Genomic DNA, 16,070 nt, shown 5'->3' with positions numbered 1-16,070 from the left:
ATGGCGAGGGGGGGATCAGAGCACGAAGGCGCTCGGCCGCTCGAACCCCGGGAGGAGCGGAGCGCCGGCATTGAACGCATCGCGCCAGTTGACGCGGCCATCCGCCTTCAGCCCGATCCGCACGGTCCCGAGTCGCCCATCCAGGAAGACGGCGGCGGCGCGCCCGCCGTCCTTCAGCTGCTCCTCAAGGGCGGCGGGAAAGACCTCGACCGCGCCCTGCACGAGGATGACGTCGTAGGGGCCGAACTTCGGCGCGCCCTCGACGAGGGGGCCGGCGTGGACGGCGGCGTTGTCCACCCCCTCGGAGAGAAGGGTCGCCTCGGTCTCGGCCGCACGGGCAGGCTCCTCCACGGCGACGACCGCCTCCGTCATCCTCGCGAGCACGGCGGTCGAGTAGCCGCCCGCCGGAGCGATATCGAGCGCCAGCTCGAACGGGCGCGGCGCGACGCCCTCCAGCATCTTGGCGAGGGTCCGCGGCTCGAGCACCACCCCGCCGTCCGGCAGCTCCAGGTTCTCGCCGACATAGGCGGCCTCCGCGAGCGAGGCGGGAAGGAACCGCTCGCGCGGGACGTCGAGGAAGGCTTCGATGATCGGAAAGCGGGTCACGTCCTGGGGTCGGACCTGCGTGTCCACCATGATGCGGCGGCGGGTGGCGAAGTCGGTCATCGGGGGTCTCCAGCGGTCGCGCGCCGCAGTGCCACGCGCCTCCGCCGGGGGCAACGGGGCTTGCGGCCCCCCGCCCCCGCGCGTAACGACACGCGGCCGGCGGCGAGTTGGCGGAGTGGTTACGCAGCGGATTGCAAATCCGTGCACACCGGTTCGATTCCGGTACTCGCCTCCAACCTGGCCCCGCCTCGGCCGGCATTCGCGTCGGAAGCCCGTCGCCGGGTCGCAATGCGCTCCGCACGCCGGCGCTGCCGTGCGGAGCGGCGGCGGGGCCCCCTCTCGACACCCGCCCTTGGGTCGGAAGAGCTCCACGTCATTGCCGCAGCGTGGCGGGGCTATCATAGGGGGCGCGTGCTCGGCCTGTATCGCCTTCTGACCGCGGCCTTGGGGCCTGTCGTGCCTGCGCTGCTGGCGGCTTCGCCCCGCAGGACGGGCGAGGACCGGGCCGAGCGGGCGGGCCGCGGCGGCGCCCGGGGGGACGGGCCGCTCCTCTGGGCGCACGGGGCCTCGAACGGGGAGCTCGCCTCGACGGAGGCCTTGCTGCGCGCCGCGCTCGAACGCTTCCCGGCGATGCGGCTGCTGGTCACCTCGGGCACTGCGACGGGCAGGACGCTGGCCGAAGGATGGAGGCTGGACCGGACGAGCGTCCGCCTCTCGCCGTGGGACGCGCCGGCGGCGCAACGGCGGATGGTGCAGGGCTGGGGTCCCGCCGCCTATCTCTTCGCCGAGTCGGAGATCTGGCCCAACCGCCTCCTCGCGCTCGAGGCGGCGGGGGTGCCGGTCGTCGGGGCCTCCGTCCGCCTTTCCGCGCGCAGCGCCCGCCGCTGGGGCCGGATCGCCCCAGGGGCGGCGAAGCGCCTCCTGGCGGTGCCGGAACTGATCTGCCCGCAGGATCGGGCGACGGCCGACGCGCTCCGCGGCCTCGGCGCCCGGCGCATCGGTCCCGTCGGCACGCTGAAGGCAGACCTGCCGCCGATGCGCCCCCCAGCGGACGCGGACGCGCTGCTGAAGGCGTTCCCGCGGGCGGGGACCGTCCTCGCAGCCTCGACCCACGAGGGGGAGGAGGCGTTCGCCCTCGCCGCCTGGCGCCGCGCGAGGGAGGTCGAGCCGGGCCTGCGCCTGATCCTCGCCCCGCGCCATCCCCGCCGCCTTTCGGAGGTGCTGGAGGCGGCGGGCCCGGAGGCGACCGTCCGCTCGCGCGGGGACGTGCCCGGCTCGCTCTACGTCGCGGACACGCTGGGCGAGCTGCGGTTCCTCTACTCGCTCGCCCGACTGGCCTTCGTGGGCGGCTCGATCGCCCCATTGGGCGGGCACACCCCCTACGAGCCGGCGGCGGAGGGTTGCGCCATCGCGCACGGACCAGACGTGTCGAACGCCGCCGAAGGCTACGAGGCGTTGGGGGACGCCGCGATCGGGGTCGCCTCGCCGGAGGACCTCGCGCGGGCCTTCGCCCTCCCCCCGGAGGAGGCCGCGAGCCTCGGCGCCCTCGCGCGCGAGCGGCTGTCCGGCGGCGCGGCCAAGGTGCGCGAGGCGGTGCTGGACGCGCTCGCCCCCGTGCTGGCGGTCTAGAGGCGGCGCTTCAGGAGGTTCAGCCGCACCCGGGTCTCGGGGTGCACCTTCCCGCCGGTCGGCGGATCCATGAGCGTCGTGAAGAGGCGCGGGTCCGGGTCGCGCGCGTGGCGGCTGCCGCTCCAGCGGATCGCGCGCAGCACGCCTTCGGCCTCCGGGGGCAGGCCGTCCGGCATCTCCCGCCCCGAGAGCGCGCCCCAGGCCGCGGTCCACAGGCGTCCCACCGTCCAGGGGTTGTAGCCGCCGCCCCCCAGCAGCAGCATCCGGTCCGTCGTCCCGGCCAGCGCCCGCACCGCCGCCACGTGGGGGCCGTTGCCCGTGGCCATGCCCGCCTGCGGGTCCTCGGCGACGGAGTCCGCGCCGCACTGCAGGACGATCGCGTCGGGCCGGTGCGCGGCGACGCGGGGAAGGATCAGCTCGTGCAGCGCCGCCATCAGGTCGGCGTCCCCGGCGCCCTTGGGCAAGGGCAGGTTGAACCACGTGCCGGGGCCCGCGTCGTCCAGCGCGCCGGTGCGGGGCCAGCGCCCTTCCTCGTGGGTGGAAATCAGCAGGACGCCGGGGTCGCCCCGCACTGCATGGGCCACGCCGTCCGGATGGTGCGCGTCGATGTCGACATAGGCGATCCGCGAGAGGCCCAGCGCCCGCATCCGCAGGATCGCAAGCGCCGGGTCGTTGAGGTAGCAGAACCCCGCCGCGCGGGACGGCATGCCGTGATGGGTCCCGCCCGCCGGGTTGTGGATGCGTCCCGGCGCCTCCGCCAGGAGGTCCGCCGCCAGGAGCGAGCCGCCCGCCCCGGTCGCGGGACGGCGCCACATCTCCGGGAAGACGGGGTTCGACGGGGTGCCGAGGCCGTGCGCCGCGCGCACCTGCGCCGTCACGGCCTGGGCGTCCTCGGCAGCCTGCAGCGTGGCGAGGTAGGCCGGATCGTGGAACCCGGTCAGAGCCGCGGCCTTGGCGCGCGGCGCCGTCCGGTAGCCGCCGGGATCGATCCAGCCCAGCGCGCGGGACAGGTCGACCACGGTCGAGACGCGCGGGATGCGCAGCGGATGCCACTTCCCGTAGGAGGAGTGGCGGAAGATCGGCGCCGCGAGCAAGACGGGCCGCCGTTGCACGGGCGCAACAGCGACGGTTCGGCCCTGTTTGCCGCCGGGGTGGCCTTGCGCGCGTGGGGCCGTATCTTTCACGTTCGGAACATCGGGCCGCGGGTCCGGGCATTTCAAGGGCGGGCGCATCGTGACCAGGGTTCCCCGCACCGGGCAGGGACGATCCATGAGCCTTCTTCGAACCCGGCAATTCCCCATCAACGCGCCGGGGCGCAAGTCGGACATGCGGACGCAGTTCGCCGCCCTTCCCTGGCGGGTGCGGGACGGCAAGGTCCAGGTCCTGCTCGTCACCTCGCGCGGGACGGGGCGGTGGATCGTGCCGAAGGGCTGGCCGATGGACGGCCGCACCCCCGCCGAGGCCGCCGCAGCCGAGGCTTGGGAAGAAGCCGGGGTCGAGGGGCGGGCCGACGATTTCTGCCTCGGCCTCTACACCTACATCAAGGACATGCCGTCCACGCCCGACCTGCCGGTCGCCGTGGCGCTCTTCCCGCTCGAGGTCCGCCGGACCCGCCGGGACTTCCCCGAGGCGGGCGAGCGCAAGCCGCGCTGGTTCTCGCGCAAGAAGGCCGCCGGAAAGGTGGCCGAGCCCGAGCTGGCGGCGATCATCCGGGGCTTCGATCCCCGCGCCTTGCGGCGCTAGCGCGCTTGCGCGCGCGGGCGGTCGCGCCCATCTGGCCGGAATGATCCGCTACACGCTCCGATGCGCCGAAGGGCATGTGTTCGAATCCTGGTTCCAGGATGCGGCCGCCTACGACCGCTTGGCCCTCTCCGGCGCGCTGGCCTGCGCGACCTGCGGCGGCGGCGGGGTCGAGAAATCGCTGATGGCGCCGAAGGTCCGCCCGGCACGCAAGGCCGCGGAGGCCCCCGTCGAGACCTCCGTGGGGGCGAAGGCCCCGGCGAAGCCGATGGGCGCGGGGATGCCGGACAAGCTGGTCAGGGCGATGGCCGAGCTGCGCGCCCATGTCGAGGCCGGCACCGACGACGTCGGCAAGGACTTCGCCCGGCAGGCCCGCGCCATGCACGAGGGCGAGATCGAGGACCGCCCGATCCGGGGCGAGGCCACGGCCGACGAGGCCCGTTCCCTCCTCGAGGACGGCGTGCCCGCGCTGCCCCTGCCCTTCCCCTCGCGCAAGAAGATGACGTGAGCGCCGGTCGCGCGGTCGTCACCGGTGCCTCGCGCGGGGTGGGCGCCGCTCTGCTGAAGGCGCTGCAGGGCGATGGCTGGGAGGCCGCGGGCACGTCCACGCGGGGCGGCGCAGGGCTGATCCCGCTGGACCTTCTGGACCCGGACCCCGGCCCCTTGCGCGACGCGGCGGGCGACCGGCTGGACCTTCTCGTCTGCAACGCGGGCGTCCTCCTCGAGGAGGACGGCGAGCGGCTGGAGGACGGGTTCCACGCGGCCCTTTGGGACCGGACCTTCCGGATCAACGTCACGGGGGCGTTCCTCTGCGTGCAGGCCTGCCTGCCGGCGCTGCGCGCGGCCCGCGGCAGGGTGATGATCATCTCCTCGCAGCTCGGCTCCTCGGAGGTCCGCCATGCCGGGCGCCCGATCTACCGCGCGTCGAAGGCGGCGGCCTCGAACCTGGCCGTGACCCTGTCGCAGATGCTGGCGGGCGAGGTCGCGGTCGCCGCCTACCACCCCGGCTGGGTACGGACCGACATGGGCGGAACGCGGGCCGACATCGCCGCGGGTGAGAGCGCGGCCGGTCTGCTGGACCGCGCGGCCGAGCTGGGGCCCGAGACATCCGGCGGCTTCTACACCTGGGACGGGCGCCCCCACCCCTTCTGAGGAAGCTTGCCCCTCGCGCGCCGCCCCGCTAGGGGCCGCCCGCGATGTCCATCCTGGTGATGAAGTTCGGCGGCACCTCCGTGGCCACGCTCGACCGCATCCGCCGCGCCGCAAAGCGCGTCGGCCGCGAGGTCGCGAACGGGCACGACGTCATCGTCATCGTCTCCGCCATGGCGGGCGAGACCAACAGACTCGTCGACCTCGTGGGCGAGGCGGGCCAGGGCTCGGGGCCCCTCTACGACGCGCGGGAACACGACGCGGTGGTCTCCTCGGGGGAGAACGTGACCGCCGGGCTCATGGCCCTCACGCTGCAGGAAATGGATGTACCGGCCCGCTCCTGGCAGGGCTGGCAGGTGCCGCTCAGGACCGACGGGGCGCATGGCAGCGCCCGGATCTTGGAGATCCCGCGCGAGGCCATCGACCGGAAGTTTGCCGAAGGCTTCCGCGTCGCCGTGGTCGCGGGCTTTCAGGGCGTGTCGCCCGAGGGGCGGACCACGACGCTGGGCCGGGGCGGGTCCGACACCACCGCCGTCGCCTTCGCCGCGGCCTTCGACGCGGTGCGCTGCGACATCTACACGGACGTGGACGGCGTCTACACGACCGACCCGCGCATCGCGCAGAAGGCCCGCAAGCTGGACCGCATCGCCTTCGAGGAGATGCTGGAGCTGGCCTCGCTCGGCGCGAAGGTTCTGCAGACCCGCTCGGTCGAGCTGGCGATGCGCTACGGGGTCACGCTGCGGGTGCTCAGCAGCTTCGAGGACAACGGGGGCGAGGCCGGCACGCTGGTCTGCGCCGAGGAGGACATCGTGGAGAGCGCATTGGTTTCCGGCATCGCCTACAGCCGCGACGAGGCGAAGGTGACGCTTCTCGACGTCGAGGACCGGCCCGGCATCGCGGCGGCCATCTTCGGCCCGCTCGCGGGGGCGGGGGTGAACGTCGACATGATCGTTCAGAATATCTCCGAGGAGGGGCGGACGGACATGACCTTCTCCTGCCCGGAGGGGCAGGTCGCCCGCGCCCGCAAGGCGATGGAGGAGGCCGAGATCGAGTTCCGCGCCATCGACGTCGAGGACAGCGTGGCGAAGGTGTCCGTCGTGGGGATCGGGATGCGATCGCACGCGGGGGTGGCGAGCCAGATGTTCGACGCGCTGGCGCGCGAAGGGGTGAACATCAGGGTCATCACCACCTCCGAGATCAAGATCAGCGTCCTGATCGACCGCAAGTACATGGAGCTGGCCGTCCAGGCCCTTCACGACGCGTTCGAGCTCGAGCGGGCGTCCTAGCCGCCCGCCCGTGCCGCCCCTCTGGCGCGGGCGACGGGACGCCCGCCGCGCCGGGGGGCCGCTCGCGATCGCCGGCCGTGCCGGGAAGCCCGGCGACGATCCACCCGCGCCGCGCGGACCCGGCTTCGAACGTATCGTGGGATGGTGGCGCGGCGCGTATCCGTCCACGCGTGCGGCAGGCGCAGTGCCGGCACAGCAGGCGCCGGCCGAGGGGAGCGTGAGCCCAAGGCGCGACCGGTCGCGACGGGCGGCCCCCGACGCCGGCCCCCGTGCAGTCGGCCCTTGCCAATCCCGCGCGACGCACCTTGATGCAGGTCAAGCCGCCCTCGAATTACTCGGAACCTCCCTCATGTCGCATTTCGACCCGGCCCTGTCCCTGTCACTCGCGCGTGCGGACTGCGCCGCCTGCCCGATCCGGCATCGCGCGGTCTGCGCATCCTGCGAGGGGGCGGAGCTGGAGCGCCTCGCCTCGATGAAGAGCTACCGCAGCTGGAAGGCGGGCGAGACGATCGCCCTTGAGGGGGACGCGCTGGCGCATGTGGGCTCGGTGGTGACGGGATGCGCGACGCTCACCCGCTCGCTCGAGGATGGGCGCATGCAGATGGTGGGCCTCCTGCTGCCTTCGGACTTCCTCGGCCGGCCGGGGCGGGCCGTCACGCCCTACGAAGTGGTCGCCGCGACCGACGTGACGCTCTGCCTCTTCGAGCGAAAGCCGTTCGAGCGGATGCTCGGCGAGGTGCCGAACCTCTCCTCGCGCCTTCTGGAGATGTCGCTGGACGAGCTCGACGCCGCGCGGGACTGGATGCTCGTTCTCGGCCGCAAGACCGCGCGCGAGAAGGTCGCGAGCCTTCTGGCGAACATCCTGCACCGGGCAGCGGCCGCCGACCGCCCGCTGTGGGCCGAGCTGCCCCTGACGCGCGAGGCGATGGCGAGCTACCTGGGCCTGACCATCGAGACGGTGAGCCGTCAGATCACGAGGCTGCGCAAGGACGGCACGATCCGGCTGGAGGGGGCGCGCGTGATCCTCTGCGACGATCTCTCGGCCCTTCTGGAAGCGGCGGGCGAGGACGGGGACGGAACGTCGCCGGGCTGACTGTCCCGCGGTTGACCTGAGTCAAGGAAAGCCCCTGCCGGGGCGGCTAGCGGGATGCCACGACCGGAAGGGACTGGCATGCTCGGATATCTCAGATTGGCGGCCTTCGGCCTCGTCGCGCTCTTCGCCGCGATCGCCGCGAACTACGCGCGCGACGCGGCCTACATGCTGCACGCGCTGCTCGTCATGGGGATCGCGGCGGGGATGTTCCTCTGGACGCTGCGGACGATCCCCGTCGAGGGCAGCCCGCCCGACGCGCGCCCCGCGCCCACCGGCTACATGGACGGACCCATCCGCGCAGGCGTGATCGCGACCGCCTTCTGGGGCGTCGTGGGCTTCCTCGCGGGCACCTGGATCGCCTTCCAGCTCGCCTTTCCGGGGCTGAACTTCGAATGGGCACAGCCATACGCGAACTTCGGGCGGCTGCGGCCGCTGCACACCTCGGCCGTGATCTTCGCCTTCGGGGGCAACGCGCTGATCGCCACCAGCTTCTACGTCGTCCAGCGCACCTGCGCGGCCCGCCTCTGGGGCGGCAACGCGGGATGGTTCGTGTTCTGGGGCTACAACCTCTTCGTCGTGCTGGCGGCGACGGGCTACCTTCTCGGGGCGACCCAGTCGAAGGAGTACGCCGAGCCCGAGTGGTACGTGGACATCTGGCTGACGATCGTCTGGCTCGTCTATCTCGCGGTGTTCATGGGCACGATCCTGCGCCGCAGGGAACGGCACATCTACGTCGCCAACTGGTTCTACCTCGCCTTCATCGTGACCGTGGCGATGCTCCACGTGGTCAACAACCTGAGCGTGCCGGTCTCGATCTGGGGCTCGCGCTCGGTGCAGGTCTTCGCGGGCGTGCAGGACGCGATGACCCAATGGTGGTACGGACACAACGCGGTGGGCTTCTTCCTGACGGCCGGCTTCCTCGGGATGATGTACTACTTCGTCCCAAAGCAGGCCGAGCGGCCCATCTATTCCTACAAGCTGTCGATCATCCACTTCTGGGCGCTGATCTTCCTCTACATCTGGGCGGGGCCGCACCACCTGCACTACACCGCGCTGCCCGACTGGGCCGCGACGCTGGGCATGGTGTTCTCGATCGTCCTCTGGATGCCGAGCTGGGGCGGCATGATCAACGGGCTGATGACCCTGCAGGGCGCCTGGGACAAGATCCGGACCGACCCGATCATCCGCATGATGGTCGCCTCCCTCGCCTTCTACGGCATGTCGACCTTCGAGGGGCCGATGATGTCGATCCGGGCGGTCAACTCGCTCTCGCACTACACGGACTGGACCATCGGGCACGTGCATTCGGGCGCGCTGGGCTGGAACGGGCTCATCACCTTCGCGGCGCTCTACTTCCTGACTCCGCGCCTCTGGGGCCGCCGGCGGATGCACTCGGTCGCCGCGATCAACTGGCACTTCTGGCTCGCGACGATCGGCATCGTCCTCTACGCGGCCTCTATGTGGGTCTCCGGGATCATGGAGGGGCTCATGTGGCGCGAGGTCGATGCGAGCGGCTTCCTCGTGAACTCCTTCGCCGACACGGTCGAGGCGAAGTTCCCGATGTACGTCGTGCGGGCCCTGGGCGGGGTGCTCTACCTCGCCGGCGGCGCCGTGATGGTCTGGAACATGTGGATGACGATCCGCGCCCCCCGGGGCCGCCGGATCGCCGCCGCCACCCCCGCGGAGTGACGAGATGACCAAGGATCCCGAAAGCCCCCGCTACGACCCGAAGGACGACCCGAAGGTCACCACCGCCTCCGAGGCGGCCGCGAAGGGCGACATCCCCAACGAGCTGCCGCCCGAGACGGCGACCATCACCTTCCACCAGCGGCTGGAACGCAACGCGACCCTGCTTCTCGCGGCGTCCTTCGCGGTGGTCACGATAGGCGGCATCGTCGAGATCGCGCCCCTCTTCTGGCTGGAGAACACCATCGAGGAGGTGGAGGGCATGCGCCCCTACACTCCGCTCGAGCTGGCGGGCCGCGAGATCTACGTCCGCGAGGGCTGCTACGTCTGCCACTCCCAAATGATCCGCCCCATGCGCGACGAAGTGGAGCGCTACGGCCACTACTCCCTCGCGGCGGAATCCATGTGGGACCATCCGTTCCAGTGGGGCTCGAAGCGCACGGGGCCGGATCTCGCGCGGGTGGGGGGCCGCTACTCGGACGAGTGGCACGTCGACCACCTGACCGACCCCCAGTCCGTCGTCCCCGAGAGCGTGATGCCCGTCTACGCCTTCCTCGGCGAGACGCCGGTCACGGGCGAGCACGTGGACGACCTCCTCCGGACCCACCGCTTCGTGGGCGTGCCCTACACGGACGAGATGGTCGCCGCGGCCCGCGCGGACTTCCGCGTCCAGGCCGACCCCGAGGGCGACTGGGGCGGCTTGGTCGAGCGCTACGGCGAGGCCGTCCAGGTGCGCAACTTCGATGGCCGGCCCGGGCTGACCGAGATGGACGCCTTGATCGCCTATCTCCAGATGCTCGGCACGCTGGTCGACTTCTCCACCTTCGAATCCGAGCCGGTCCTCGAGGCCGCCGTGCAGGAGTGAAGCCGATGGACACTTACTCCCTCCTCCGGGCGATCGCCGACAGCTGGGTGCTGCTCGCCCTCTTCGCGGTGTTCGTCTTCGTGATCCTCTGGGCATTCCGCCCCGGATCACGGCCCCTCCACGACGACGCGGCGAACGTGCCCTTCAGGCACGACGGCGCGGGAGGCGCGCCCGTCAGGCGCGACGAGGACGCGGCCCCCGCCCGGCGGCGGGATCGCGGCCCGCCCGCCACCGGCTGCGGCAAGGGCTGTCCGGGCTGCGACTGCCGCCCGCTCGACTTCCTGGAGAGGTATGGCGATGTCTGACGAGAAGCGCATCGACGCCGAGACCGGCACCGAGACCACCGGGCATCAGTGGGACGGCATCGAGGAGCTGAACACCCCCCTGCCCCGCTGGTGGCTCTGGACCTTCTACGCCACGACCGTGTGGGGCGTGATCTACACCATCCTCTTCCCCGCCTGGCCGATGATCTCCGGCGCGACGGCCGGCGCGCTCGGCTGGTCCTCGCGCGGCGAGGTGGCCGCGGAGATCGAGCGGGTCGACCTCTCGCGCGCGGACCTCATGGAAAGCCTCGTCACCGTCGATCTCGGCGTGCTGGATAGGAACGAGGACCTGCACCGCTTCGCCGTGCAGGCCGGGCGGAGCGTCTTCGCGGCCAACTGCTCGCAGTGCCACGGCGCGGGGGCGGCGGGCGTGCAGGCGGCGGGCTACCCGAACCTCCTCGACGACGACTGGCTCTGGGGCGGCACGATCCGCGACATTGCCACGACGGTGCGCCACGGCATCCGCAACGAGGACGACCCCGACGCGCGCTGGTCGCAGATGCCCGCCTTCGGCGAGTTCTGGACCGACGATGAGATCGCCGCCACGGTCGAGCACGTCCGCGCCCTTGGCGGGCTGGAGCACGACCCCGACCTCGCGGTGGTGGGGGCCGAGCTGTTCTACGACAACTGCGCCTCGTGCCACGGCGACGAGGGGACGGGCGACCGCGAGATCGGCGCGCCCAACCTGACGGACGCGATCTGGCTCTACGGCGGCGACCGCGAGGCGCTGGACCGCACGATCCGCCACGCGCGCTTCGGCGTCATGCCCCCCTGGGGCGCGCGCCTGGGCGAGGCGCAGGTGCGGGCCGTCGCGGCCTATGTCCACGGCCTGGGCGGCGGCGAGGAAGAGGCCATGATCGGCGACGAGGTCGAGGCGGGCCCGGACGTGCCGGACGCCAGCTTCCCCGCCTCCGCCGAGGAGACGCCGCGCGAGGCGGGCGAGCCGCCCGTCGCGCCGGTCGCCGACTAGCGCGGGCCGGCATCGGCGCCGCCGCGCCTTCGCGGCGGGCGGCGCCGTTGACCTGGATCAAGGCACGGGCGCCCCCATCCTGCGAGACGGTCCCCATGACCGATGCCCCACAGCTCTTCGCGGCGCGAGAGCCGATCTTCCCCCGCCGCGTCTCGGGCACGTTCCGGCGCCTGAAATGGGCGATCCTCTGGATCACCCTCGGGATCTACTACGTCACGCCCTGGGTCCGCTGGGACCGCGGGCCGAACCTGCCGGACCAGGCCGTGCTGGTCGATCTCGCTAACCGTCGCTTCTACTTCTTCTGGATCGAGATCTGGCCGCACGAGTTCTACTTCGTCGCCGGCCTCCTCATCATGGCGGGGCTGGGCCTCTTCCTCTTCACCTCCGCGCTCGGACGGGTCTGGTGCGGCTACAGCTGCCCGCAGACCGTGTGGACGGACCTCTTCCTCTGGGTCGAACGCCGGTTCGAGGGCGACCGCAACGCCCGCATCCGCCTTCAGAAGGCGCCTTGGAGCGTGCGGAAGGCCCGGCTGCGGCTCACGAAATGGGGCGCCTGGCTGCTGATCGCCCTCGCCACGGGGGGCGCGTGGGTGTTCTACTTCGCCGACGCGCCGAACCTCCTGCGGGAGCTGGCGACCGGCACGGCGCCCCCCGTCGCCTACGTCACCATGGCCGTGCTGACGGCCACCACCTTCACCCTGGGCGGCTTCCTGCGCGAGCAGGTGTGCATCTACATGTGCCCCTGGCCGCGCATCCAGGGCGCGATGATGGACCCCGGCACCCTGACCGTCGGCTACCGCGACTGGCGCGGAGAGCCGCGCGGCAAGGGCGGCGTCAAGCGCCAGCGGGCCGCGGCGCATGCGGTGGGCGGCGGCGAGGCGCGGGCCCGCTACGGCGCGGCGGCCTCGAAGGACGTGGCCGCGCCGCGGACCTCGCGCGACGGCGAGGTGCTGGGCGACTGCATCGACTGTATGGCCTGCGTAGCGGTCTGCCCGATGGGCATCGACATCCGCGAAGGCCAGCAGATGGAATGCATCACCTGCGCGCTCTGCATCGACGCCTGCGACGAGGTCATGGCCCGGATCGGCCGCCCGCGCGGCCTGATCGACTATCTCGCGCTCGACGACCACCCCCCGACCCTCCCGGGCGAGCATGCGGCCGTCCGCCCCATGGGCACGGCCGCCGCCGGCGCACCCGTCGAGACCATCCCGGTCGACGGCGCCCCCGCGCCCGCGCCGAACGCCGCCCCGCGCCCGGCCGTCACGGTGCCGGAGCTGCGGGACTGGACGCCCAAGCCACTCTGGAAGCACGTCCTGCGCCCGCGCACGCTGGTCTACACCACCCTCTGGGCGCTGATCGGGATCGGCCTCCTCGTCGCCCTCTTCGTGCGGCCCGAGATCGACATGACCGTCGCGCCGGTGCGGAACCCGACCTTCGTGACTCTCTCGGACGGATCGGTCCGCAACGCCTACGACGTGCGGCTGCGCAACAAGCACGGCGAGGAGCGCCCGTTCCTGTTCTCGCTCGCCGCGCCGGGCGCCCTGAGCATCGCGTTGGAAGGCGAGGAGGGACTCGCCGCGCCGGTCCCGGCCGACTCGACGCGCCTGCAGCGGGTCTACGTCACCGCCGCCCCGGGCGATCCCGCCGCCTTGGGCGGGCGGACGCCCGTGCGCCTCTGGGTCGAGGACGCCCTCTCGGGCGAGCGGGCGCATGGCGACACGGTATTCAACGGAAGGGGAGAGCTTCGATGAGCGAGCCGACCACGCAGGCCGAGCGGGCCCCCGGCGGGGGCGGGCTCGGCGGACGGCACGTCGCGGCGATGTTCGCGGGCGGCTTCGGGATCATCGTGTCCGTGAACCTCGTCCTCGCGGCGAGCGCCGTCCGCACCTTCCCCGGCACGGAGGTCGACAGCTCCTACGTCGCATCGCAGAACTTCGACGCCGACCGCGCGGCCCAGGACGGGCTGGGCTGGACGCTCTCGCCCGCCTACGCCCCCGGGACGCTGCGCCTCGCCGTGACGGGGCCGGACGGCGCGCCCGTCCGCCCCGAGGTGGTCTCGGCGGTGCTGGGACGCGCGACGACCGTGGCGGGCGACCGCGTGCCGGCCTTCGCCTGGGACGGCGCCGCCCTCGTCGCGCCGGCCGAGCTGGCGCCCGGCAACTGGAACCTGCGGCTGGAGCTGCGCGCCCCGGACGGAACCGCCTTCCGACGCCGCATCCCGATCCGGGTGCCGCGATGACGTCCCATGCCGCCTGCCCGGCCTGCACGGCCGCCCCGGCCGCGGCGGGGGTGGCGGCGGAAGGCGCGGGCGAGGTGCACCACATTGCCCTGCCGGGCATCCACTGCGCCGCCTGCATCCGGGGGGTCGAGGGCACGCTCGCCCGCGTGCCGGGCGTGCGGGCGGCGCGGGTGAACCTCGGCCGCAGGCGGGTACGCGTGGTCGCCGCGCCGGGCCGGGGCGCCGCCCCGGCCCTCGCGGCCCTGGAGCGCGCGGGCTTCGAGGCGCACGAGCTGGACGAGGGGGCGGCCGCCGCGACGGAAGGCGACGCCGCGGGCCGGGCCCTGCTCGCGCGGATCGCTGTGGCGGGGTTCGGCATGATGAACGTCATGGCCCTCGCGGTGGCGGTCTGGGCCGGCGCGGGCGAGACGACCGGCGCCCTCTTCCACTGGATCGCCGCCGGGATCGCGGTGCCCGCGCTCCTCTTCTCGGCGGCGCCGTTCTTCGGCTCGGCCTGGGGCGCGCTCAGGGGCGGGCGGGTGAACATGGACGTGCCCATCGCCTTGGCGATCGTCCTGGCCACGGCCAGCTCGCTGTACGAGACGGCCCATGCGACCGGGGCGCACACCTGGTTCGAGGCGGCGCTGATGCTGACGCTGTTCCTCCTCGTGGGGCGCTATCTCGACCACCGGGCGCGGACGGCCGCGCGCTCCGCCGCCGCTGAGCTCGCCGCGCTGGAGCTGCCGCGGGCCACCGTGCTGGACGGGGCCGGCCGGCGGACGGTCGACGTCGCGGCGATCCGCCCCGGGGACCGCGTGATCCTCTGCGCCGGAGCGCGGGCGCCCGTGGACGGGACGGCCGAGTCGGCCGCGATCCTGGACCGCTCCGCCCTCACGGGCGAGGCCGAGCCCGCATCAGTGCCCGCCGGCGCCCCCGTCTGCGCAGGCGAGGCGGTGCTCGGCGCCCCCCTGGTGGTCCGGGCGACCGCGCGGGCCGAGGACAGCACCCTGCGCCGCCTCGCCGCCCTGATCGAGGTCGCCGAGACCGGTCGCCACCGCTACTCGGGCGCGGCCGAGCGGGCCGCCGCGCTCTACGCGCCCTTCGTCCACGCGCTCGCCGCGATCGCCTTCGGCCTCTGGTGGCTGGCGACGCGGGACCTCCACACCGCGATCGGCGTGGCGACGGCCGTGCTGATCATCACCTGCCCCTGCGCGCTCGGCCTCGCCGTTCCGGCCGTCACCGCCAGCGTCACCGGGCGCCTCTTCCGGGACGGCGTCCTCGTGAAGTCGGGCACCGCGCTCGAACGGATGGCCGAGGTGGACTGCGTCCTCTTCGACAAGACGGGCACCCTGACGGAGGGCGCGGCCGCCCTGCCTGCTCTGGGCGACCAGACGGCGGGGATCGTGCTGGCGCTGGCGCGGTCCTCCGGCCACCCCGTCTCGCGCGCTCTGGCGGCGGCGCTGGCCGGGCGCCGGGCCGAGCCGGTCGAGGCGATCCGCGAACGGGCGGGAATGGGCGTCTCGGGCCTCTGGCGGGGGCGGCCCGTGTTCCTCGGGCGCGGCGCGGACGGGACGGTGCTGCGGGTGGACGGACGACAGATCGCCCTGCCGCTGCGGGAAAAGCTGCGCCCCGGCGCCGCCGAGGCCGTGGAGGCGCTGCGCGCCGCGGGCTGCGAGGTGCGGATGGCCACCGGCGACGGCGAGGCGCGCGCCCGCACGCTGGCCGCGCGCCTGGGGATCGACCGGGTCCACCACTCCCTCCGGCCGGAGGAGAAGGCCGCGCTCGTCACGATGCTGCAGCGGGAGGGGCGGCAGGTGCTGATGGTGGGCGACGGGATCAACGACGCAGCCCCCCTGGCGGCGGCCCGAGCCTCCATGGCGCCGGCCTCCGCGCTCGACGCGGCGCGCGTGGCGTCGGACGCGGTGATCCTCGCGGCGGACCTGCGGGCGGTGCCCCGCACCCTGGCATGGGCGCGGACGGCGCATCGGCGGATCGCGCAGAACCTTTGGATCTCGTCGGCTTACAACGTCGTGGCGATCCCGATCGCCTTCGCGGGCATCGCGACCCCCCTGATCGCGGCGCTGGCGATGTCGCTCTCCTCCGTCACGGTGGTCCTGAACGCGGTGCGGCGGTGAACGTCCTGGTGATCCTGATCCCGGTCTCGGTCCTTCTCGGCTCGGCCGGCCTCGCCGCCTGCCTCTGGACGCTCCGCTCGGGCCAGTACGACGATCTCGAGGGCGACGCCGCACGGATCCTTCTCGACGACGAACCCCAGGACGAAGGAGACGTCCCATGGCCCCCAGCTACCTGACCCGCTCCCGCCTCGCCTGGCTGGGCATCGCCCTGCTCCTCGGCGGCTTCGCCGTCACGGCCGTCGCCGGCGCCTTTGGCCTGCCCCCCTGGGCGGTGCCCGTAGGCTACTTCGTCGCGCTCGCCGGCTCGGGCGTGCTGTTCGTCGGCTGGCTTCGCTGGAAGGCGGCGCATCCGAGACGTTAGCGCGCGCCG

At 73.2% G+C, this 16,070-nt stretch carries 17 protein-coding genes and 1 tRNA gene; 16 read left to right on the top strand and 2 right to left on the bottom strand.

Annotation, left to right across the window (positions count from 1 at the left end):
* Positions 1-15: 15 nt before the first annotated feature.
* On the bottom strand, positions 16-666 hold the full coding sequence (locus BCF33_RS00160) for a protein-L-isoaspartate O-methyltransferase family protein (protein ID WP_106158943.1): 651 nt from the start codon (positions 664-666) through the stop codon (positions 16-18).
* A 101-nt stretch (positions 667-767) separates the two neighbouring features.
* On the opposite strand from BCF33_RS00160, the gene BCF33_RS00155 reads away from it, so the two are divergent.
* Together BCF33_RS00155 and BCF33_RS00150 are read left to right on the top strand one after the other, a co-directional pair.
* Positions 768-841 (top strand) — tRNA-Cys (locus BCF33_RS00155).
* Between the two features lie 176 nt (positions 842-1,017).
* Positions 1,018-2,235: a 3-deoxy-D-manno-octulosonic acid transferase gene (locus BCF33_RS00150; protein WP_158259319.1), complete on the top strand. Its 1,218-nt coding sequence runs from the start codon at positions 1,018-1,020 to the stop codon at positions 2,233-2,235.
* On the opposite strand, the gene BCF33_RS00145 is transcribed toward BCF33_RS00150, so the two are convergent.
* Positions 2,232-3,329 (bottom strand): arginase family protein, encoded by a 1,098-nt coding sequence (locus tag BCF33_RS00145; RefSeq protein ID WP_245883666.1) that lies wholly within the window; start codon positions 3,327-3,329, stop codon positions 2,232-2,234. The two genes, BCF33_RS00150 and BCF33_RS00145, sit on opposite strands and share 4 nt — an antisense overlap.
* 175 nt (positions 3,330-3,504) lie before the next feature.
* On the opposite strand from BCF33_RS00145, the gene BCF33_RS00140 reads away from it, so the two are divergent.
* From BCF33_RS00140 to BCF33_RS00075, 14 genes are all read left to right on the top strand, one after another.
* A complete protein-coding gene (locus BCF33_RS00140) occupies positions 3,505-3,978 on the top strand; it encodes an NUDIX hydrolase (protein ID WP_106158941.1) in 474 nt (157 codons plus the stop codon).
* Between the two features lie 40 nt (positions 3,979-4,018).
* Positions 4,019-4,483, top strand: a complete 465-nt coding sequence (locus tag BCF33_RS00135) for a DUF1178 family protein (protein WP_106158940.1) — start codon at positions 4,019-4,021, stop codon at positions 4,481-4,483.
* Entirely contained in the window at positions 4,480-5,127 is a 648-nt protein-coding gene (locus BCF33_RS00130; protein ID WP_106158939.1) for an SDR family NAD(P)-dependent oxidoreductase, read from the top strand. The genes BCF33_RS00135 and BCF33_RS00130 overlap by 4 nt, the downstream gene beginning before the upstream one ends.
* Before the next feature lie 44 nt (positions 5,128-5,171).
* Positions 5,172-6,410 (top strand): aspartate kinase, encoded by a 1,239-nt coding sequence (locus BCF33_RS00125; protein ID WP_106158938.1) that lies wholly within the window; start codon positions 5,172-5,174, stop codon positions 6,408-6,410.
* Between the two features lie 349 nt (positions 6,411-6,759).
* Positions 6,760-7,503 (top strand): transcriptional regulator FnrL, encoded by a 744-nt coding sequence (gene fnrL / locus BCF33_RS00120; protein ID WP_106158937.1) that lies wholly within the window; start codon positions 6,760-6,762, stop codon positions 7,501-7,503.
* 78 nt (positions 7,504-7,581) lie between these two features.
* Positions 7,582-9,192 (top strand): cytochrome-c oxidase, cbb3-type subunit I, encoded by a 1,611-nt coding sequence (ccoN, locus tag BCF33_RS00115; RefSeq protein ID WP_106158936.1) that lies wholly within the window; start codon positions 7,582-7,584, stop codon positions 9,190-9,192.
* Between the two features lie 4 nt (positions 9,193-9,196).
* Complete coding sequence (gene ccoO, locus BCF33_RS00110) at positions 9,197-10,054, top strand: cytochrome-c oxidase, cbb3-type subunit II (protein ID WP_106158935.1); 858 nt, start codon at positions 9,197-9,199, stop codon at positions 10,052-10,054.
* A gap of 5 nt (positions 10,055-10,059) precedes the next feature.
* Positions 10,060-10,359, top strand: a complete 300-nt coding sequence (locus tag BCF33_RS14500; RefSeq protein WP_106158934.1) for a cbb3-type cytochrome c oxidase subunit 3 — start codon at positions 10,060-10,062, stop codon at positions 10,357-10,359.
* The gene (ccoP, locus tag BCF33_RS00100) at positions 10,352-11,347 is read left to right on the top strand and encodes a cytochrome-c oxidase, cbb3-type subunit III (protein WP_106158933.1); all 996 of its coding nucleotides are present in this window, start codon (positions 10,352-10,354) and stop codon (positions 11,345-11,347) included. The genes BCF33_RS14500 and ccoP overlap by 8 nt, the downstream gene beginning before the upstream one ends.
* Before the next feature lie 95 nt (positions 11,348-11,442).
* Positions 11,443-13,098, top strand: a complete 1,656-nt coding sequence (gene ccoG, locus BCF33_RS00095) for a cytochrome c oxidase accessory protein CcoG (RefSeq protein ID WP_106158932.1) — start codon at positions 11,443-11,445, stop codon at positions 13,096-13,098.
* On the top strand, positions 13,095-13,586 hold the full coding sequence (locus tag BCF33_RS00090) for a FixH family protein (RefSeq protein WP_106158931.1): 492 nt from the start codon (positions 13,095-13,097) through the stop codon (positions 13,584-13,586). Before ccoG ends, BCF33_RS00090 begins: the two co-directional genes overlap by 4 nt.
* Positions 13,583-15,700 carry a heavy metal translocating P-type ATPase gene (locus BCF33_RS00085; protein WP_106158930.1) on the top strand — a complete coding sequence of 706 codons (2,118 nt, stop codon included), beginning with the start codon at positions 13,583-13,585 and terminating at the stop codon, positions 15,698-15,700. The genes BCF33_RS00090 and BCF33_RS00085 overlap by 4 nt, the downstream gene beginning before the upstream one ends.
* Positions 15,697-15,876: a cbb3-type cytochrome oxidase assembly protein CcoS gene (gene ccoS / locus BCF33_RS00080; RefSeq protein ID WP_106158929.1), complete on the top strand. Its 180-nt coding sequence runs from the start codon at positions 15,697-15,699 to the stop codon at positions 15,874-15,876. The genes BCF33_RS00085 and ccoS overlap by 4 nt, the downstream gene beginning before the upstream one ends.
* Positions 15,858-16,061, top strand: coding sequence for a DUF202 domain-containing protein (locus BCF33_RS00075; RefSeq protein ID WP_106158928.1), 204 nt, complete (start codon positions 15,858-15,860; stop codon positions 16,059-16,061). The genes ccoS and BCF33_RS00075 overlap by 19 nt, the downstream gene beginning before the upstream one ends.
* The last annotated feature ends 9 nt before the right edge of the window (positions 16,062-16,070 follow it).

Source organism: Hasllibacter halocynthiae, from assembly GCF_003003095.1.
Classification (GTDB): Bacteria; Pseudomonadota; Alphaproteobacteria; order Rhodobacterales; family Rhodobacteraceae; genus Hasllibacter; species Hasllibacter halocynthiae.
This window is presented reverse-complemented; position numbering and strand designations above follow the sequence as displayed.